This is a genomic window from Streptomyces sp. NPDC058240, from assembly GCF_042882135.1.
GTDB lineage: Bacteria > Actinomycetota > Actinomycetes > Streptomycetales > Streptomycetaceae > Streptomyces.
The window spans coordinates 130,646-149,612 of the sequence record NZ_JBHVWT010000007.1; the positions used below are offsets into that span (position 1 = coordinate 130,646).

Consider the following 18,967-nt stretch of genomic DNA (forward strand, 5'->3'; position numbering starts at 1 on the left):
CCCGCCGCACCGGTCCACCTCCCCAGCACGCCCCAGCCCTCCCCCCGCACGCCCCGGCCCGCCGGGCCACGCAAACGCCGGAGGGGGCTGGAACACCCAGCCCCCTCCGGCGTGCTCGACGCGTACCGCTCAGTCCTCCACGGACGCCGCAGCCGTCTTCTTCGCCGCAGCAGTCTTCTTGGCGGTCGTCTTCTTCGCGGCCGTCGTCTTCTTCGCCGCGGTCTTCTTGGCCGTCGCCGCCGTCGTCTTCTTGGCAGCGGTCTTCTTCGTGGTCGCCGCGCTCTTCTTGGCCGGGGCCTTCTTCGCCGTCTTCTTCTTGGCGGGCCCCTTGGCGCGCTTCTCGGCGAGCAGTTCGTAGCCGCGCTCCGGCGTGATGTCCTCGACGCTGTCGCCGGTGCGCAGCGTCGCGTTGGTCTCGCCGTCGGTGACGTACGCGCCGAAGCGGCCGTCCTTGACCACGACCGGAGCCCCGCTCACCGGGTCCGTGCCCAGCTCCTTCAGTGGCGGCTTGGCGGCCGCCCGGCCGCGCTGCTTGGGCTGGGCGTAGACCGCGAGGGCCTCTTCGAGCGTGATGTCGAACAGCTGGTCCTCGGAGGTGAGCGAACGCGAGTCCGTGCCCTTCTTCAGGTACGGGCCGTAGCGGCCATTCTGCGCGGTGATCTCGACGCCCTCGGCGTCCTCACCGACGACGCGCGGCAGCGACATCAGCTTGAGCGCGTCGGCCAGCGTCACCGTGTCCAGGGCCATGGACTTGAAGAGCGAGGCGGTCCGCGGCTTCACCGCGTTCTTGCCGGTCTTCGGGGTGCCCTCGGGCAGCACCTCGGTGACGTACGGGCCGTAGCGCCCGTCCTTGGCGATGATCTGGTGGCCGGTGACCGGGTCCGCGCCGAGCTCGAAGTCGCCGCTCGGCTTGGCCAGCAGCTCCTCCGCGTACTCCACGGACAGCTCGTCGGGCGCCAGTTCCTCCGGCACGTCCGCGCGCTGGTGGCCCTCGGCGTCCTTCTCACCGCGCTCGATGTACGGGCCGTAGCGGCCGACCCGGAGCTTGATGTCGTTGCCGACGGGGAAGGAGGAGATCTCCCGCGCGTCGATCGCACCGAGGTCGGTGACGAGCTCCTTCAGGCCGCCGAGGTGGTCGCCGTCGCCGTTGCCCGCGTCGGAGGCCGCCCCCGCTCCGGTCGTGTCGCCGGCGCCCGCACCGAAGTAGAAGCGCTTCAGCCACGGCACGGACTGGGCCTCACCGCGCGCGATGCGGTCGAGGTCGTCCTCCATCTTCGCGGTGAAGTCGTAGTCGACGAGCCGGCCGAAGTGCTTCTCCAGCAGGTTGACCACGGCGAAGGAGAGGAACGACGGGACGAGCGCCGTGCCCTTCTTGAAGACGTAGCCGCGGTCCAGGATCGTGCCGATGATCGACGCGTACGTCGACGGGCGGCCGATCTCGCGCTCTTCGAGCTCCTTGACCAGCGAGGCCTCGGTGTAGCGGGCCGGCGGCTTGGTGGCGTGGCCGTCGACCGAGATCTCCTCGGCGGACAGCGCGTCGCCCCCGGCGACCTGCGGGAGGCGCCGCTCGCGGTCGTCGAGCTCGGCGTTCGGGTCGTCGGCACCCTCGACGTACGCCTTCATGAAGCCGTGGAAGGTGATCGTCTTGCCGGACGCGGAGAACTCGGCGTCCCGGCCGTCGCTCGCCCGGCCACCGATCTTGACGGTGACGGAGTTGCCGACCGCGTCCTTCATCTGGGAGGCGACGGTCCGCTTCCAGATCAGCTCGTAGAGCCGGAACTGGTCGCCGCTCAGGCCGGTCTCGGCGGGGGTGCGGAAGCGGTCGCCGGAGGGGCGGATCGCCTCGTGCGCCTCCTGCGCGTTCTTGACCTTCCCGGCGTACGTGCGCGGCTTGTCCGGCAGGTAGTCGGCGCCGTAGAGCTGGGTGACCTGCGCACGGGCCGCGGCGACCGCGGTGTCCGAGAGGGTCGTGGAGTCGGTACGCATATAGGTGATGAAGCCGTTCTCGTACAGCTTCTGCGCGACCTGCATGGTGGCCTTGGCCCCGAAGCCCAGCTTCCGGCTCGCCTCCTGCTGGAGGGTCGTCGTACGGAACGGGGCGTACGGGGAGCGGCGGTACGGCTTCGACTCGACGGACCGTACGGCGAACGTGGCGTCGGCGAGCGCGGCGGCCAGGGCGCGGGCGTTCGTCTCGTCCAGGTGCAGCACCTGGCCGGAGCCGGACTTCAGCTGCCCGTCCGGACCGAAGTCGCGGCCCTGGGCGATGCGGCGGCCGTCGACCGCGCTCAGCCGGGCGGCGAGGGTCGACGGGTCGGAGGCGTCACCGGGACGGCCGGTGGCGAAGGTGCCGGTGAGGTCCCAGTACTCGGCGGAGCGGAAGGCGATGCGCTCGCGTTCCCGCTCGACGACGAGACGGGTCGCCACGGACTGGACACGGCCGGCCGACAGGCGCGGCATGACCTTCTTCCACAGGACCGGCGAGACCTCGTAGCCGTAGAGGCGGTCGAGGATGCGGCGGGTCTCCTGGGCGTCGACCATGCGCTGGTTGAGCTCGCGCGGGTTGGCGACGGCGGCCCGGATCGCGTCCTTGGTGATCTCGTGGAACACCATCCGGTGGACCGGGACCTTGGGCTTCAGGACTTCCTGCAGGTGCCACGCGATGGCTTCGCCCTCGCGGTCCTCATCGGTGGCGAGGAAGAGTTCGTCGGACTCGGCCAGCAGCTGCTTGAGCTTCCTGACCTGTGCCTTCTTGTCCGCGTTGACGACATAGACGGGCTGGAAGTCATGCTCGACGTCGACGCCGAGCCGACGGACCTCGCCGGTGTACTCGTCCGGAACCTCTGCGGCGCCGTTCGGCAGGTCGCGGATGTGCCCGACGCTCGCCTCGACGACGTATCCGGGGCCGAGGTAGCCCTTGATCGTCTTCGCCTTGGCAGGCGACTCGACGATGACGAGTCGGCGGCCGCCCTGTGCGGTCTCGCTGGTCGGGGACAACTTCGCTCTTCTCTCCGGTCGACGCTCGGTGGGCATCCGGGCAGCGCGATGACGCTACCGACGGTGCTGTCGCTGCGGAGTGTGACGGTACAACCCGCCCCCGTGTCAAACGGCAAAAGCCCGCAACGGCCACTCGAACGGTAACCCGACTTCCGCCATTCCTGCCGCCCGGACCGTCCGGTCCGCCCTGTGCGCGGCCGCTGCCTGCGGGTTTCCGGGTGCTGTTGCGGCACTGCGGGCGTCGGCGGCGGGCCGCGTACGGTCCGGGCGTGTTCCCCGCCACTGCCCGCCGTGCCCTGCGGGTTCCCGACCGGGGCCGGTGAGGAGAAGACCGGACCGGTGGGGAGTGAATCAGATACGGGTGAAGCACCACACACCGAGGACGAGAAAAAGTACGCCGAACACAGTGGCGAGAGTGGCGGAGGCGACGGGGCTCACACCGTGCGCCACCGGCGCGCGGTGCAGCACACGCGCCCCCGTCCACAGCAGCAGCGCGGCGCCGAACAGCGCGAACGCCGCTCCGGCGAAGACCGCAGGTCCGCTCTCCATGCCCGTACGCCTCCCTGTCGCCGCCCGGCCGGGGCATGCGCCCCCTCCGGTCAGGAGGAGGCTGCCACCCCAGGGCGTCGACGATGCGAACCCCGGGTGAATGGCCGGAATCACCCGCTTCCGCCCCACGGACGCAGGAGCGCCATCCGGAATCCTCGCCCGAGCACCATCCGGAATCCGCGGACGCCGCGACGCACCGGCGGCGGCGGACCCGAAGCCGCTGGTGGCGAGGCCCTTCCTCACGTACGGCAGTGAGCGCCGGCACGGGAACGGAGCCCGGCAAGCCCGGCCCCGTCACCGGACCTGCCGGGGCGAGGCGAGGCGGGCGGGGGCGCGACGCGGCGGACGGCAGCGGGGCGCAGTGGGCGGGGGCGGGACCCAGTGGGCGGGGCGGCGCGATCAGCCCACCGGAGGAACCGGATCCAGGAAGCCCTCCTCGACCAGCAGCCGGATCGCCTGCGGGGTCCGGTCACGCAGCAGCACCGGGTCCTCGTTCATCAACTGGGCGATCGCGTCGAGGATCCGGCCTGCGGGCAGCGTCCCGTCGCACACGCCCGCGAAGCCGGCGCCGACGGCGTCGACCTTCGTCGCGCGCCGCATGCCCCGGTTCTGACGGAGCACCACGTGCTCCGGGTCCTCCGCGCCCGGCAGGCCGACCTGCTCCTGCACGACTTCGGCGGCCAGGGTGAAGTGCCCGGCCAGAAGCGCCGCGTCGTCCTGCTCGCGGAGGTAGTCCTGACGGGCGAAGTGGGCTTCGACGGCCGGTCCGAGCGGCTGCTCCACCGCGTGCGGCCACTCCTCGATGACGACGGACGGATTGCCGGCGACGGCTGCGGCGGACTTGCGCAGGGTGATCCAGCCGAAGCCGACGCCCTTGGTCTTGCGGGCCTCGAACTCGTCCAGCCAGGCGTCGTACCGCGCGGCGTACTCGGCGGGGTCCGTACGGTGGTCGCCGCTGTCGCGCAGCCACAGCTCCGCGTACTGCGTGACGTCCTGGACCTCGCGCTGCACGATCCAGGCGTCGCAGCCGTGCGGGACCCAGGAACTCAGCCGGTTCTGCCACTCCTCGCCCTCGACGTGCTGCCAGTTGGCGAGGAAGTGGGCGTATCCGCCCTCGTTCAGCCGGTCGCCCGTCTGCTGCACCAGGGTCCGGCACAGGTCGTCGCCGCCCATGCCGCCGTCGCGGTAGGTGAGGCGGGCGCCGGGCGAGATGACGAACGGGGGGTTGGAGACGATCAGGTCGTACGTCTCGGCGCCGACCGGTTCGTACAGCGAGCCCTGGTGCAGCTCGGCCGGGGCCGCGCCGGACAGCGCGAGCGTCAGCCGGGTGAAATCCAGCGCGCGCGGGTTGAGGTCGGTGGCCGTGACCCGGGTGGCGTGCTGCGAGGCGTGCAGCGCCTGGATGCCGGAGCCCGTGCCGATGTCGAGCGCGGAGGCGACAGGCGTACGGACGGTGATCCCGGCGAGTGTGGTGGACGCCCCGCCGATACCCAGGACCACGCCCTCCTCGCGCGAACCGATGCCGCCCGCGCCACCGACCGCACAGCCCAGGTCGGAGACGATGTACCAGTCCTGCCCCTCGGGCCCGCTGTACGGCCGTACGTCGGCCGTGGCCCGCACCTCGTCGCCGACGTGGGTCACCCAGCCGTCCTCGACGCACTCGGCCAGCGGGAGCGCGGCACGGGCCCGCTCGTACGGAACGGGGTGCTGGAGCAGGAAGAGCCGCACCAGCGTGTCGAGCGGGGAGTCGCCCCGGGTGGCGCGCAGCGCCGGGACCGTCTCGCTGCGGGCGAGCGCGGCGTAGGCGGGCGCACCGAGCAGGTCGAGGAGCCCGTCGGCGGTGAAGGCGGCGGCAAGCAGGGCTTCGCGGAGCCGGGGCGAACGGTCGGGCACGGGGAGACTGGTCGTACTCACCCACCCATTGTGGCCGCTCCCACTGACAACGGCAGCGGCCCGGCGCCCATCGGAGCAGCCGGGCCGTCCGCGCAACCCGTCATCGGCGCGGCAGATCATCGGCGCGACCTGTCATCGGCACAGCAGCCACCGGTGCAGCAGGCCATCGGCGCGACCGTGCCTCCGGCGCGATGGACCGCGCGTCACAGCAACCGCTGCTGCCGCCCGGTCACGACTTCTTGCTGGGCGAGGCGGACGGCGACGTGGCCCCGGACGGCGCCGTGTCGGCCTTCGGCGGCACCGAGGCCGTCGGCTTCTGGCAGCCCTTCTGCTTCGCCATCGCGGTGCCGACCTCGCCGGACTGAAGCTTCTTCAGCGCCTCGTCACCACTGGTGCTGATCTTGTTCAGCTCGTCCGCGATGCCCTTGAGCCCATCGGCGAACTTCGCCTGGTCCTTCGTCTCCAGGGCGTCGACCTTCTTCTGCAGGTTCGCGTACGCCGCGGAGGACGCGTCGAGCTCCTTCACGGCCTCCTTCTGCGTGGTCTCGCCGCCGTCGACCGGCGGCGGCCCGGCGGAGTCGACTGCCGCGCCCAGCGCCTTGTACGCCTGCGAGATCTGCTGGAAGGCGGCCGAGTCGGTCTTCTGGACGTCGGCGGGCTTGCTGTTGTCCGCGGTCTGCTGCTGGATGGCGGCGTTGGCGTTCGCGATCTTCTGGAGCTGGGGCTGGACCTGGTCGCAGACCTTCTTGGCCCAGTCGTTCACCTTGTCGCTGTTGTCGTCGCTGCTGCAGCCCGACAGCGTAAGTACCAGTACCGCGCCGCCGGACAGCGTGGCCGCAAGCTTCTTGTTCACCGGATCGGTCCCTTCCAAGGCTCTCGGCCCCGGAACTTACACGGCGGGCGCCCTCCGTCCGGGTGCCGGGTGTCCGATCAGTGGCCTTTTGTAGCCATTTGCACCAAGGGAAATGAGGGAGATACAACTCACCCACACAGCCCTCGAAGCTCAGGAACACATGCACGAACAAGCACACGAACGGCTTACAGATCAGGCGTACAGATCGGGCGCACAGATCACTGGCAGGCCGACGGCGGACCGGCATGCCGGCCGAGACGCGACCGGGCGGACGGAGTATCAGAATGCCCCGCCCACCCGGTCATTGAGCCGGGGTCGGTCATGTGTCACCGATCCACCCCGGCCGCGGTCTCACGAAACGGCTGCCTGGCCCGGCGACTTGGCCGGCCTGCCCCCTCCTCCGTCTCCGTCCCCGTCACCGGGATCTTCTCCGTCACCCACGGCGATCCCACGCCGCTTGGAGACATAGACCGCACCGACGATGACCGCGACAGCGAGCACCGTCACCACCGCGCGCACGCCGGCGCTCGCGTCCTGCCCGTAGCTGAACTGCACCACCGCCGGGGCGATGAGCAGGGCAACCAGGTTCATCACCTTGAGCAGGGGGTTGATCGCCGGCCCTGCCGTGTCCTTGAACGGGTCGCCGACCGTGTCACCGATGACGGTCGCGGCATGGGCCTCGCTGCCCTTGCCGCCGTAGTGACCGTCCTCGACGAGCTTCTTGGCGTTGTCCCACGCACCACCGGAGTTGGCGAGGAAGACCGCCATCAGGGTGCCGGTTCCGATGGCGCCCGCGAGATAGGAACCGAGCGCTCCGACACCGAGCGTGAAGCCGACGGCGATGGGCGCCAGGACAGCCAGCAGACCGGGCGTGGCGAGCTCGCGCAGGGCGTCCTTGGTGCAGATGTCGACGACGCGCCCGTACTCCGGCTTCTCGCTGTAGTCCATGATCCCGGGGTGCTCGCGGAACTGCCGCCGCACTTCGTAGACCACGGCCCCGGCCGACCGCGACACCGCGTTGATCGCAAGACCGGAGAAGAAGAAGACGACCGCGGCACCGAGGATCAGGCCCACCAGGTTGTTGGGCTGCGAGATGTCCAGACTGAGCGTCATCTCCCCGGCCCTGGCCCCCACGCCGTCGACCGCCGTGGCGATCGCGTCGCGGTACGAACCGAAGAGCGCCGACGCCGCCAGGACGGCGGTGGCGATGGCGATGCCCTTGGTGATGGCCTTGGTGGTGTTGCCGACGGCGTCCAGGTCGGTGAGGACCTGCGCACCGGCGCCCGTGACGTCACCGGACATCTCGGCGATGCCCTGCGCGTTGTCCGAGACCGGGCCGAAGGTGTCCATGGCGACGATGACACCGACGGTGGTGAGCAGCCCGGTTCCCGCCAGGGCCACCGCGAAGAGCGCCAGCATGATCGACGTACCGCCGAGCAGGAACGCCCCGTAGACACCCAGTCCGATCAGCAGCGCCGTGTAGGCGGCGGACTCCAGACCGATGGAGATACCGGCGAGTACGACGGTGGCCGGACCGGTCAGCGAGGACTTGCCGATGTCCTTGACGGGGCGCCGGCTGGTCTCTGTGAAGTAGCCGGTCAGCTGCTGGATCAGAGCGGCCAGCACGATGCCGATGGCGACGGCGACCAGGGCGAAGATCCGCGGGTCACCGCCGTGCGAGGTGATGGCGCTGTCGGTGACCCCGTCCAGATCGGCGTACGAGGACGGCAGGTAGACGAAGACGCCCACGGCCACCAGCACCAGCGAGATGACCGCGGAGATGAAGAATCCGCGGTTGATGGCGGTCATTCCGCTGCGGTCGGCGCGCCGCGGGGCGACCGCGAAGATCCCGATCATCGCGGTGACCACACCGATCGCCGGAACGATCAGCGGGAAGGCCAGTCCGGAGTCACCGAAGGCGGCCTTGCCGAGGATGAGCGCGGCGACGAGCGTCACGGCGTACGACTCGAAGAGGTCGGCCGCCATTCCGGCGCAGTCACCGACGTTGTCGCCCACGTTGTCGGCGATGGTGGCCGCGTTGCGCGGATCGTCCTCCGGGATGCCCTGTTCGACCTTGCCGACGAGGTCGGCGCCGACATCCGCCGCCTTGGTGAAGATGCCACCGCCGACCCTCATGAACATGGCGATCAGTGCGGCGCCGAGGCCGAAGCCCTCCAGCACCTTCGGGGCATCGGCGGCATAGACGAGCACGACACAGGACGCGCCGAGCAGGCCGAGGCCCACGGTGATCATGCCGACCACGCCGCCGGTACGAAATGCGATCTTCATCGCCTTGTGCGAAACGGCGGTGAGATCCTTTTCCGGTTCGCCTTCCGCGGGAGTCGCCTCACGCGCAGCAGCGGCCACACGGACATTACTGCGTACCGCAAGCCGCATCCCGATGTATCCGGTGGCCGCCGAGAAAAGCGCACCCACCAGGAAGAACAACGAACGGCCCGTGCGCTGCGACCAGTTGTCGGCCGGTAGCAGCAGAAGCAGGAAGAAGACCACGACGGCGAAGATGCCGACAGTGCGCAACTGCCGGGCCAGATAGGCATTCGCGCCTTCCTGGACGGCGGCCGCGATCTCCTTCATGCGGTCGGTGCCCTCGTCGGCCGCCAGCACCTGGCGCACCAGCAGTCTGGCGACGACCAGGGCAGCGACTGCGACGACCGCGACGACGATCACGATGACGCGATTGTCATCGGTGAGAACCGCGGCCGCCAGAGAAGTGGATCGGCCGGAAGGTGCGGAAAATGCGGAATCTTGCGCCGGTCCTGCCAGTGGGGTGTTGAAGAACTCCGCCATACGTCCTCCTTGACGCTCAGCGCTCAAGACGTGGACGGATTGTAGGGAGCGGGAGCTGATCAAAACAGTGCGCGGTAAATGTAATTGACCTTCACCGGCCGATCGGCAAATGATCGCGCTCCCGGACAGACCCTAATGCAGTAATGGGGCAGGTACATTTTCCGTAGATCATTGATCACACATAAATGATCACGCACAAATTAAAAAGGCCCCGCTGAGCAGGGCCTCAAGAGTCGGATCAAGAAATGGATCGGGGAAGGGATTCGGCCGGACCGGGGCAGGTCGGCCACCCATGGCGCCTGTGGCGCCTCAGGGGAGCAGGGGCGGCATCGTCATGGCTGCACCGTCACGGGCGTCTTCGGCCAGCTCATGCGGATCACTCCGCCGTTGGCTCCCGATCTGACTTCCACATCATCGACAAGGCCGCTGATGACCGCGAGACCCATCTCGTCCTCGCCACCGGCGTCACTCTCGTGATCCGGCTCATCGAGCCCCGCGCCGGGCGTGGCGCCGCGTGTCGCGGAGGCTCCAACGGGTCCGCCGAGAGCGGGATCGTCCCCCGGTCCGGGCACCTCGTCGCCGACCTCGACGGAGAAGGACTTCTCCTCCTCGTTCAGGACGACGGAGACGGGAGCGGTGATGCCATGGCTGCGGTGCAGCCCGACTGCGCGACTGCAGGCCTCACCGACAGCGAGTCTGACCTCGTCGAGCACGGCTTCGTCGACCCCTGCCCGGCGCGCCACGGCGGCTGCCACGAGGCGGGCCGTCCTGACGTGTTCGGGCTGGGCGCTGAAGCGGAGTTCAACGGTGGTCATGCGATCCCCCTCAGACGTACGGGCATGCATCCCAGGGTCCCGGGCGCGCTGCCCGCTGTCCCTGCTCTTCTTCTCTTCTTCTGGTCTCTTCCGGTTCTTCTTCCGGAACCGACGGCTTTCTGCCCGAACCGATGGCTCCGTCGGCCCCGACGGTTCGCCGGTCGCGTCGTCGGCCACCGGACAGCCGACCGGAGCCGGCGTACAGCCGACCGACGCACATGCCGGCCGAGACAGAGCCGCCGACCTGCCGACAGGCCTCCGTCCGGCAGCCGGGCCACTCTCGAGCGGCCGATCACCGGACGACCCGGCCGACGGACGACCGAACGACAGATCACCGGCCGACCGCCGACGGCTCGCCGACCGACTGGCCCACGTCCCGTCGAACACCGTCCGGTCCGATTGTCCTGCCGTTCGGGGCGCCGGTCACCCGGCTACCCGATCCTCCGGCCGCCCGGCCGGTCGACTGTCCGACCGGCCGATCGGTCCGCCTCATGGCAATCCGCCATCAGGCACGCCCACGTCGCACCGGCCGCCTGGCGGGCAGCTGGTGCGCCGACTGGGTGCCGAACCGGCCTTCGGCCGATCCGCCTGGCGGACCGACCCGGGCCGACCGTCAGTCGGTGGCCGCAACGGCCTCGTCGACCGTGGTGTGAATCGGGAACACCTTGGTCAGACCAGTGATCCGGAAAATCTTGAGAATGCGCTCCTGGTTGCAGACCAGGCGCAGCGAGCCCTCATGGGCCCGGACACGCTTCAGGCCACCCACGAGCACGCCGAGGCCGGTGGAGTCGAGGAAGTCGACGCCTTCCATGTCGACAACCAGGTGGTAGCTGCCGTCATTCACCAACTCGACCAACTGCTCGCGCAGCTTGGGCGCGGTATACACATCAATCTCGCCACCGACCTCGACGACCGTACGGTCGCCACCAGGGCCGGACACATTGCGAGTCGACAAGGACAGGTCCACGGATCCTCCAGCACCTTGCTATCGAGCGGTCGCCCCTCGGTCTCCCCGGCGGAGCCAGGGAACGGATCGCCAGCCGCGATGGCATTCAATCACTTACCAGCAGCCATGCACGACGCCTTGGGACCATTGTCCGTCACGCCAGTGACACACTCGGTCCCGATGGCCAAGAATCACCGCCCCAGTCGACCACCCGGGAACAGCGCCCCCAGACCCTCTCCCGCCATGGTCCTCGACCGGCTCGCCGCAGTGGCGGGCCGGTCCGCGCGCATCACTCATACGGAGCACTTGCCCCCGCGTGCGGGAACCCATGCCATCTGGCCCGATCGCATCCGGCCGGAAGTCGTCGCTGCGATCCACAAGGCCGGAATCGATCACCCGTGGGCGCACCAGGCGGCCGCCGCCGAGCACGCCCTGGACGGCGATTCCGTGGTCATCGCCACAGGCACGGCGTCCGGAAAGTCGCTCGCCTACCTCGCCCCGGTCCTCAGCGCCCTGCTCGACGGCTCCGAGGCCCCGAACGGCCGGGGCGCCACCGCCCTGTACCTGGCCCCCACCAAGGCCCTGGCCGCCGATCAGAGGCGTGCCGTGAAGCAGCTCGCGGCACCGCTCGGCAACGCCATCAGGCCCGCGGTCTACGACGGCGACACTCCGGTCGAGGAACGCGAATGGGTGCGTCAGTACGCCAACTACGTCCTGACCAACCCCGACATGCTGCACCGCGGGATACTCCCGTCCCACCCCCGGTGGTCCTCCTTCCTGCGCGCCCTGCGCTTCGTCGTCATCGACGAGTGCCACACCTACCGCGGTGTCTTCGGCTCCCACGTCGCCCAGGTGATACGCCGTCTACGGCGCCTGTGCGCCCGTTACGGCGCCGATCCGGTCTTCCTCCTCGCCTCCGCCACCGCGGCGGACCCCTCGGTCGCGGCCGGCCGCCTCACCGGCCTCCCGGTCAAGGAGGTCGCCGACGACGCCTCGCCCCGCGGCGAGCTGGTCTTCGCGCTGTGGGAGCCGCCCCTGACCGACCTGCACGGCGAGAAGGGCGCCCCTGTCCGACGCACCGCCACCGCCGAGACCGCCGACCTCCTCACCGATCTCACCGTCCAGGGCGTCCGCTCGGTCGCCTTCGTACGCTCCCGGCGCGGTGCCGAGCTGATCTCCGTCATCGCGAAGGAGCGCCTCGCCGAGGTGGACCGCTCGCTGCCGGCCCGGGTCGCCGCCTACCGCGGGGGCTATCTCCCCGAGGAACGCCGCGCCCTGGAGCACGCCCTGCACTCCGGGCAACTGCTCGGACTGGCCGCCACCACGGCCCTCGAACTCGGCATCGACGTCTCCGGCCTCGATGCCGTCGTCATCGCCGGCTATCCCGGCACCAGGGCGTCGCTGTGGCAGCAGGCGGGCCGCGCCGGGCGCTCCGGCGAGGGTGCCCTGGCCATCCTGGTGGCCCGCGACGACCCGCTGGACACCTTCCTCGTCCACCATCCCGAGGCGCTGTTCCAGCAGCCCGTGGAGTCGACCGTCCTCGACCCTGACAATCCGTACGTACTCGCCCCCCATCTGTGCGCCGCCGCCGCGGAGCTCCCCCTCACCGAGCCGGACCTGGAACTCTTCGGCCCGGCCGCGGCCGAACTGCTGTCGCAGCTGGAGGCCGCGAAACTGCTCCGCAAACGGGCATCGGGCTGGCACTGGACCCGCCGCGAGCGCGCCGCCGACCTCACCGACATCCGTGGCGAGGGCGGCCGCCCCGTCCAGATCGTCGAGGAGGGCACCGGCCGGCTGTTGGGCACCGTCGACGAATCGGCCGCGCACACCGCCGTCCACGAGGGCGCCGTCCACCTCCATCAGGGCCGCACCTACCTGGTCCGGAAGCTGGACCTGGAGGATTCGGTGGCCCTGGTCGAGGAGGCCGATCCGCCGTACTCGACCACCGCACGCGACACCACCTCCATCGCCGTCCTGGAGACCGACACCGAGATCCCGTGGGGTGACGGGCGGCTCTGCTACGGCTCCGTGGAGGTCACCAGCCAGGTCGTCTCCTTCCTGCGTCGCAGGCTGATCACCGGCGAGGTCCTCGGCGAGACCAAACTGGACCTGCCGCCCCGCACGCTGCGCACCCGCGCCGTCTGGTGGACGGTCACCGAGGACCAGCTCGACGCCGCCCGCATCAACCCGGAGATCCTGGGCGGCGCCCTGCACGCCGCGGAGCACGCGTCGATCGGGATGCTGCCGCTCTTCGCCACCTGCGACCGGTGGGACATCGGCGGCGTCTCCGTGCCCCTGCACCCGGACACCCTGCTGCCCACGGTCTTCGTGTACGACGGCCACCCGGGCGGTGCCGGATTCGCCGAGCGGGCCTTCCACACCGCCCGTACGTGGCTGACAGCGACCCGCCAGGCGATCGCGTCCTGCGAATGCGATGCGGGCTGCCCGTCCTGCGTCCAGTCCCCCAAGTGCGGCAACGGCAACGAACCACTGCACAAACGCGGTGCCGTGCGCCTCCTCACCGAACTCCTGCGATCCGCACCTCCGGACCCGGGGAAGCCAGGCGCTGCGGAGCCGCCGGAGCCGGAGCCGGAACCAAGCCCTGCGGAGCCGTTGGAGGCGGAGGCGGCGCGGCCGGAGCCGAGCCCTGCGGAGCCGATGGTGCCGGAGTCGGCGCCGGAGGAGGCTGGGTCGGAGGCAGCGGCCCGGGATAGCCGGGAGCAGCCGCCGGAGGGCCGGCCCTCGACCTGACCGCCGGTGCGTACGGCCCGAAACTCACCCGGGCCGTCACATCGGCGATCTCCCCGCGCACCGCACACCGGACCACCACGGCTCCCTGCGCCGTGGCCACCTTCCCGGCGGCCCCACACGCCGCCCCAGGGCCTTGCAGGGCCCGGTCGGCCGCGGCCAGGGCCGCCAGGTCCGCCGCTCCGCCCGCCCGGTGCCGGACGGCCACCACCTGCCCGAGGGCCAGCACGACCGCGAACACCGCGCACAGCGTGGCCGTGGTCATCGCCACCCACACCGTGGCCAGGCCCCTGTCCCCATCCGCCGACTCCCTGCTCCTGCGCAGCCGCACAAGGGCGATGCCACGCAGCCGCGCAAGGGCGGCGGCACGCAGCCATGCGAGGGCAGCGGCACGTCCCCTCTCGACCGTCCGGACCGTCCGGGTCATTGCGTCACCCCTACCGTGTCCTCGGCCAGTGCCGCCGCCTCCGCGTGAAGCGTCAGGGCCAGCGGGCCCGGCCCCGGCATCGACGCCGCCACCCGTACCCGCCACAGCTCCCCGGCCCGCTCCATCGCGACTTCGGCCCCGCCGGGTGCCGCCGAACGGGCGGCCTCCAGCACCTGCGCGTCCGGCTCCGAACGGGCCGCCGCCCTCGCCCCGGCCCTCGCCGCGTCCACGCACCGGATCTGGGCGGAAGCGGCCATCAGCGCCCAGACCAACGCCAGGGCGAACACCACCAGCGCCGGAATCGCCATGGCCGCTTCCGCCGTCACCGCGCCCCGATCCCTTCGGGCCCCGATTCGCCCGCCCCCGATACGGGAACGCCCTCCGGCGAGCGCCCCGGGGGCGCTCTCAGAACTTCGCATCGAGCGCGTCCTTCAACAGCGACTGCAATGCGGACATGACCGGCTGGCTGGTGACCACCTTGTAGAGCACCGCCGCGAACGCACAGGCCGCGATCGTCCCCACCGCATATTCGGATGTCGTCATTCCGCTGTCCGACCGGACTCGGCGTGCCATGCCGCGCACCCAGTCCTTGATTCGCCGCACCATTTCAACCCCCGTGGAATTCTTAATTCATACTTAATGGATTTTTACTCATACTTTTCTGTCATCCGGTGTGAAGCAGCCCGGTCGCCAGACCGATCACCACCGGCGCCACCCCGACCGTCAGGAAAGCGGGCAGAAAGCAGAGTCCGACGGGAGCGGTCATCGCCACGCCTGCCCGCTGGGCGCGCGCCACGGCCGCACTCGCACGCTCGGCCCGCATCGCCTCGGCCAGCCGAGCCGCCGGCTCCGCCGCCGGGGCTCCGGTCGACCCCGCCCGGTCCAGGCAGCGGGCCAGCGCACCTGCACCCGGTATCTCCCCGAACCGCCCCCAGGCCTCCGCAGGTTCACCACCGAGACGGATCTCCGCGGCCGTCCGCGCCAGGTGCACGCCGACCGGCCCGCCGAGCGACTCCCCCACCGCCTCGGCCGCCTCCCGGGGCCCGGCCCCTGCGGAGATGCAGGCCGCCAACAGGTCGGCCGCCAGCGGGAGCTGACGTGCGGTCTCCGCCATCTCCGCGAGCCCGGCCCCCGGTTCGCGTCCGCCTCGGGCCCGTTGCCACCGCCAGGCGCCGTACGCTCCCACGAGTCCTGCCACGCACCCAGGCACGCCGCCGATCAGGACCCAGCCCGCCGCCACAGCGCCCAGTGGCGCGATCCACTGCTTCGTCCGGGCGCCGAGTGCCGCGTGTCCCCGCCCGCGCCGGCCCTTCGGCGAGCCGATCGCCAGCAGCACCGCGCCCCGGCGGCGCACCGTCCGCCTCCGCCGCAGTCCTGCCAACGCAAGGGCCGGACAAGCGACCGCGCTCAGCACCGCGCACACCGCCGCCACCCGGTGGACGACGTCGCCGGTGACCGCGGTCATGCCACGTCCCCCGCCCGTACGATCCGGCCGGCCCAGCAGAGCCCGGCCGCCTCCAGCGCTCCGCCCGTCGCCAGACAGACGAGCCCGGCCGGAGTGTGCAACAGCACCCTCAACGGATCGGCCCCGAGCGCCGCCCCCAGCCCCAGACCCAGCACCGGAAGCAGTGCCAACACGGCCACCGTCGACCAGGCACCCGCCAGTTGGGCCCGTAATTCCTCCCGTCTGCGCAGCTCGGCCCGCAACGCGCCCTCCAGGCGGTCCAGACCCGCCGCGAGCCCGGCCCCACCGTCGGCCGCCACCCGCCAGCAGGCCGCCACCCCGGCGAGACCGTCCAAGCCCGGCTCCCGTGCCGCCTGCCCGAGCGCCCCCGGCACATCACCACCGAATCGCGCCGCGGCAGACACACCGGCCTCCGCCGCCCCCATCACCCCGGTGCCGCGGACGGCGACGAGCAACGCCTGACCCGGTTCGTGTCCGGCCCGCAGCTCACCCACGACCGCGCCGCACAGCGCCACCACCCCGGCCGCCCGGCGTTCCCGCTCCTTGCCCCGGGCCCGCCTCCGCAGCCACCGCCGTACCAGCGGCACCGCCACCGCACCGGCCAGCAGCGGCAACACCGACTCCCCCAGCACGGCGACGACCAATGCCACCGGAAGGCAGAGCCACTCCCGCCGCTCCCCCGACCACTCCCGTACCCACGCCCCGGTCCGCTCCCGGCACGCACGCAACGGCGACCGAACCGCCCCGTCGGCGAAGAGCACCCGGGCCCTCCGCCGCCCGTGGTCCTGCGCCGCCATCAGCCAGGCCGCCACCCCGACGCACAGGACCACCGCACAGCTCACGCCCGCCGACAGCCCCGTCGGCGCACCCCCGGTCACAGCGCACCCCCGATCAGCGACCGCAGCCGCTCCCAGCCCCGCTCCCGCCCGAATCCATCGGTGCCCCAGCGCAGCGCGGGCACGGTCACCACGAGCCCCGCCGCGTCCCGCTCCAGAACCTGCACCTCGGCGATCCGCCGCTGTCCGGCCCGGTCCCGCGCGAGATGGACCACCACCGACAGCGCAGCCGCCAACTGGCTGTGCAGCGCCGTCCGGTCCAGTCCCGCCGCCGTCCCCAGTGCCTCCAGACGGGCCGGTACGCGCTCGGCCGCATTGGCGTGAACCGTCCCGCAGCCGCCTTCGTGGCCGGTGTTCAGAGCAGCCAGGAGTTCGGTGACCTCGGCGCCCCGCACCTCTCCGACCACCAGCCGGTCGGGCCGCATCCGCAGCGCCTGCCGCACCAGGTCCCGGAGCGTCACCCGGCCCGCCCCCTCCTGGTTGGCGGGGCGCGACTCCAGGCGCACCACATGGGGATGGTCCGGCCGCAGCTCCGCCGAGTCCTCCGCGAGGACGATTCGCTCCCGCTCCCCGACCGCACCCAGCAGACTCGACAGAAGAGTCGTCTTCCCGGCCCCCGTCCCTCCACTGATCAGATACGAGACCCGGGCCTCCACCAGGGCCCGCAGCACCCGGTCACCACCCGGCGGCACCGTCCCGGCCGCGACCAGCTCCGTCAGCGAGAAGGCCCTGGGCCGCACCACCCGCAGCGACAGGCACGTCGAGCCGACGGACACCGGCGGCAGCACGGCATGCATACGGGTGCCGTCCGGCAGCCTCGCGTCCACCCAGGGGCGGGCGTCGTCCAGCCGTCGCCCCGCCACGGCGGCCAGCCGCTGCGCCAGCCTGCGCACCGCGGCGGCATCCGTGAAGGTCACCCCGGTGAGTTCGAGCCCGCCGCCCCGGTCCACCCACACCCGGTCCGGCGCGGAGACCAGCACGTCCGTCACCGCCGGGTCGGCCAGCAGCGGCTCCAGCACCCCGGTCCCGACCAGCTCGCCGCGCAACTCATCGGCCGCACCGAGCACTTCGGCATCCCCGAGCAGCCGCCCCTGGGCCCGCAGCGCGGCCGCGACCCCGGCCGGCGTCGGTGCCGTGCCGTTCTGCGCCAGCCGCTGCCGTACAACATCGAGCAGCGTCTCCGTCATGACGCACCTCCGGCGGCGCGTCCCCCCGCGCCCTCCGGAGCGAGCGCCCGCTCCCAGAACGCAGCGCAGAACCTGGCCAGCGGACCACGCGCGCTGCCGCCCGGCGGCGTACCGCCGTCCTGAGCGGCCGACAACCCTGCGTCAAGCGGGAGTTCACCGGCGAGTGGCAGCCCCAGCGCCTGCGCCACCCACCGTTCGTCGAGGCCCGCCGCGTACGGCCCGCGAGACACCACCCGCAGGTCGTCCAGGACCATCCCGGCCATGGACGCCACACGCTTCGCCGCCGCTACCGCGCGAAGCTCCCCCGGGACCACCAACAGCCCGAGGTCCAGCTGCGCGAGCGCCTCGGCCACCGACTCGTCGACCCGGCGCGGCAGATCGACGACCACCACCCCGCCTAGCCGGCGTGCGGCAGCCAGCACGGCCCGTATGGCCTGCGGCGGGATGACCACCCAGTCGTCGCGGCCCCAGCTGAGCACCCGCAGCCCATGCAGCGCCGGCAGCGATTCCTCCAGCGCTCCCCCGCCGACCCGCCCCTTGGAGTGGGCGAAATCCGGCCATCGCATCCCCTCGGCCCGTTCGCCACCGAGCAGCACGTCGATGCCGCCGCCGAGCGGGTCACCGTCGATCAGCATGGTCCGCCGCCCGGCCCTCGCCGCGGTCACCGCGAGGGCGCAGGCCAGTGTGGACGCACCGGAGCCGCCCCGGCCGCCGATCACCCCCACGGTGAGCGCCGGCCGGCCCACGCCTTCCGCCGCATTGGCGATCTGGTCGACGAGCCAGCTCTCCGAATCGGGCAGCCTCAGCACATATTCGGCCCCGATCTCCACGGCGCGGCGCCAGACGTCCGGGGCGTCCTGATCCCTGCCGACGAGCATCACACCCCGCCTGCGTACCGCCCCTCGGCACCGCTGGGCGGCATCGTCGCCCACGAGAACCATCGGAGCCTTCTCCCAACTGCCTCTGTTCTCGGGCAGCGAGTGATGAACTTCCGGTTCCGCTCCAGCGGCCGCACACAGCCGCAGCAGATCGTCGAGCAGTTCCACATCCTCGGTCACGATCAGCGGTCCGCCCCGCCGCGCTCCGGCGGCCGGCAGAGGATCCCGTGCGATGGACTCGGCCACGATCTCCGCCCCCTTCTCACTGCACCTTCATCGCGGTTCGCGGTGATCTCGGAGCGTTCCGGGATCGGCGATTCCACAACCCGCGGACTTCGCGGTGGAATCACCGTGCAGCGCTTCGGAAAATCGTGTGGATCTTGCTCGAAAACTGTGGACAACTCCACCGTTGTGAATATCTCCGTCGCTCATACCGGCGACTTCCGGAGCGCAGCACTTCCACTACGCACCGTGACGAGTCATGGTGGTGGGGTGACGGAACGGGAAGCGGGCCGTCGCGGCCGAAATGGAGGCGGAATGCTTGATTCCGAACGACAGAAACGCGTCC

The 18,967-nt window shown here is 71.3% G+C and carries 14 protein-coding genes and 1 pseudogene; 1 reads left to right on the plus strand and 14 read right to left on the minus strand.

What is annotated here, in order from left to right; translation table 11 throughout:
* Window positions 1-129: 129 nt before the first annotated feature.
* The 7 genes from topA to ACFVX4_RS15705 all read right to left on the minus strand — a co-directional run bounded on the left by topA (window position 130) and on the right by ACFVX4_RS15705 (window position 10,879).
* Window positions 130-2,994, minus strand: coding sequence for a type I DNA topoisomerase (gene topA / locus ACFVX4_RS15675; RefSeq protein ID WP_389976745.1), 2,865 nt, complete (start codon window positions 2,992-2,994; stop codon window positions 130-132).
* A 351-nt stretch (window positions 2,995-3,345) separates the two neighbouring features.
* A complete protein-coding gene (locus tag ACFVX4_RS15680) occupies window positions 3,346-3,543 on the minus strand; it encodes a hypothetical protein (RefSeq protein WP_385326062.1) in 198 nt (65 codons plus the stop codon).
* A gap of 399 nt (window positions 3,544-3,942) precedes the next feature.
* Window positions 3,943-5,457, minus strand: a complete 1,515-nt coding sequence (locus tag ACFVX4_RS15685) for a methyltransferase (RefSeq protein ID WP_389976748.1) — start codon at window positions 5,455-5,457, stop codon at window positions 3,943-3,945.
* A gap of 208 nt (window positions 5,458-5,665) precedes the next feature.
* Entirely contained in the window at window positions 5,666-6,289 is a 624-nt protein-coding gene (locus tag ACFVX4_RS15690; protein ID WP_389976751.1) for a small secreted protein, read from the minus strand.
* Between the two features lie 351 nt (window positions 6,290-6,640).
* Window positions 6,641-9,097, minus strand: a complete 2,457-nt coding sequence (locus ACFVX4_RS15695) for a sodium-translocating pyrophosphatase (protein WP_389976754.1) — start codon at window positions 9,095-9,097, stop codon at window positions 6,641-6,643.
* A gap of 332 nt (window positions 9,098-9,429) precedes the next feature.
* Entirely contained in the window at window positions 9,430-9,912 is a 483-nt protein-coding gene (locus ACFVX4_RS15700; RefSeq protein WP_389976757.1) for an ATP-binding protein, read from the minus strand.
* A 613-nt stretch (window positions 9,913-10,525) separates the two neighbouring features.
* Window positions 10,526-10,879 carry an STAS domain-containing protein gene (locus ACFVX4_RS15705; protein ID WP_003967428.1) on the minus strand — a complete coding sequence of 118 codons (354 nt, stop codon included), beginning with the start codon at window positions 10,877-10,879 and terminating at the stop codon, window positions 10,526-10,528.
* Between the two features lie 78 nt (window positions 10,880-10,957).
* Between ACFVX4_RS15705 and ACFVX4_RS15710 the strand changes: the two genes are divergently transcribed.
* The gene (locus ACFVX4_RS15710) at window positions 10,958-13,609 is read left to right on the plus strand and encodes a DEAD/DEAH box helicase (protein ID WP_389976760.1); all 2,652 of its coding nucleotides are present in this window, start codon (window positions 10,958-10,960) and stop codon (window positions 13,607-13,609) included.
* 43 nt (window positions 13,610-13,652) lie between these two features.
* Here the strand turns inward: ACFVX4_RS15710 and ACFVX4_RS15715 are convergent.
* From ACFVX4_RS15715 to ssd, 7 genes and pseudogenes are all read right to left on the minus strand, one after another.
* Window positions 13,653-14,033 (minus strand): annotated as a pseudogene (locus ACFVX4_RS15715) (Rv3654c family TadE-like protein); the annotation flags it as partial.
* Window positions 14,030-14,452, minus strand: coding sequence for a TadE family type IV pilus minor pilin (locus ACFVX4_RS15720; RefSeq protein WP_389976764.1), 423 nt, complete (start codon window positions 14,450-14,452; stop codon window positions 14,030-14,032). The gene ACFVX4_RS15720 and the pseudogene ACFVX4_RS15715, both read right to left, overlap by 4 nt.
* Entirely contained in the window at window positions 14,439-14,639 is a 201-nt protein-coding gene (locus ACFVX4_RS15725) for a DUF4244 domain-containing protein (RefSeq protein WP_389976766.1), read from the minus strand. Before ACFVX4_RS15725 ends, ACFVX4_RS15720 begins: the two co-directional genes overlap by 14 nt.
* Window positions 14,640-14,697: 58 nt before the next feature.
* Window positions 14,698-15,498, minus strand: a complete 801-nt coding sequence (locus ACFVX4_RS15730) for a type II secretion system F family protein (protein WP_389976769.1) — start codon at window positions 15,496-15,498, stop codon at window positions 14,698-14,700.
* Window positions 15,495-16,376 carry a type II secretion system F family protein gene (locus ACFVX4_RS15735; protein WP_389976772.1) on the minus strand — a complete coding sequence of 294 codons (882 nt, stop codon included), beginning with the start codon at window positions 16,374-16,376 and terminating at the stop codon, window positions 15,495-15,497. The genes ACFVX4_RS15730 and ACFVX4_RS15735 overlap by 4 nt, the downstream gene beginning before the upstream one ends.
* On the minus strand, window positions 16,373-17,521 hold the full coding sequence (locus tag ACFVX4_RS15740) for a TadA family conjugal transfer-associated ATPase (protein WP_389976774.1): 1,149 nt from the start codon (window positions 17,519-17,521) through the stop codon (window positions 16,373-16,375). The genes ACFVX4_RS15735 and ACFVX4_RS15740 overlap by 4 nt, the downstream gene beginning before the upstream one ends.
* Entirely contained in the window at window positions 17,518-18,579 is a 1,062-nt protein-coding gene (gene ssd, locus ACFVX4_RS15745) for a septum site-determining protein Ssd (protein ID WP_389977039.1), read from the minus strand. The genes ACFVX4_RS15740 and ssd overlap by 4 nt, the downstream gene beginning before the upstream one ends.
* Window positions 18,580-18,967 lie beyond the last annotated feature (388 nt).

Bases quoted from the DNA above. Each gene is read 5' to 3' on its own strand.
- ACFVX4_RS15710 (WP_389976760.1), top strand. From the start codon at position 10,958: ATGGCATTCAATCACTTACCAGCAGCCATGCACGACGCCTTGGGACCA.
- ACFVX4_RS15740 (WP_389976774.1), bottom strand. From the start codon at position 17,521: ATGACGGAGACGCTGCTCGATGTTGTACGGCAGCGGCTGGCGCAGAAC.
- ACFVX4_RS15680 (WP_385326062.1), bottom strand. From the start codon at position 3,543: ATGGAGAGCGGACCTGCGGTCTTCGCCGGAGCGGCGTTCGCGCTGTTC.
- ACFVX4_RS15730 (WP_389976769.1), bottom strand. From the start codon at position 15,498: ATGACCGCGGTCACCGGCGACGTCGTCCACCGGGTGGCGGCGGTGTGC.
- ACFVX4_RS15725 (WP_389976766.1), bottom strand. From the start codon at position 14,639: ATGGTGCGGCGAATCAAGGACTGGGTGCGCGGCATGGCACGCCGAGTC.
- ACFVX4_RS15720 (WP_389976764.1), bottom strand. From the start codon at position 14,452: ATGCGAAGTTCTGAGAGCGCCCCCGGGGCGCTCGCCGGAGGGCGTTCC.
- ACFVX4_RS15695 (WP_389976754.1), bottom strand. From the start codon at position 9,097: ATGGCGGAGTTCTTCAACACCCCACTGGCAGGACCGGCGCAAGATTCC.
- ACFVX4_RS15700 (WP_389976757.1), bottom strand. From the start codon at position 9,912: ATGACCACCGTTGAACTCCGCTTCAGCGCCCAGCCCGAACACGTCAGG.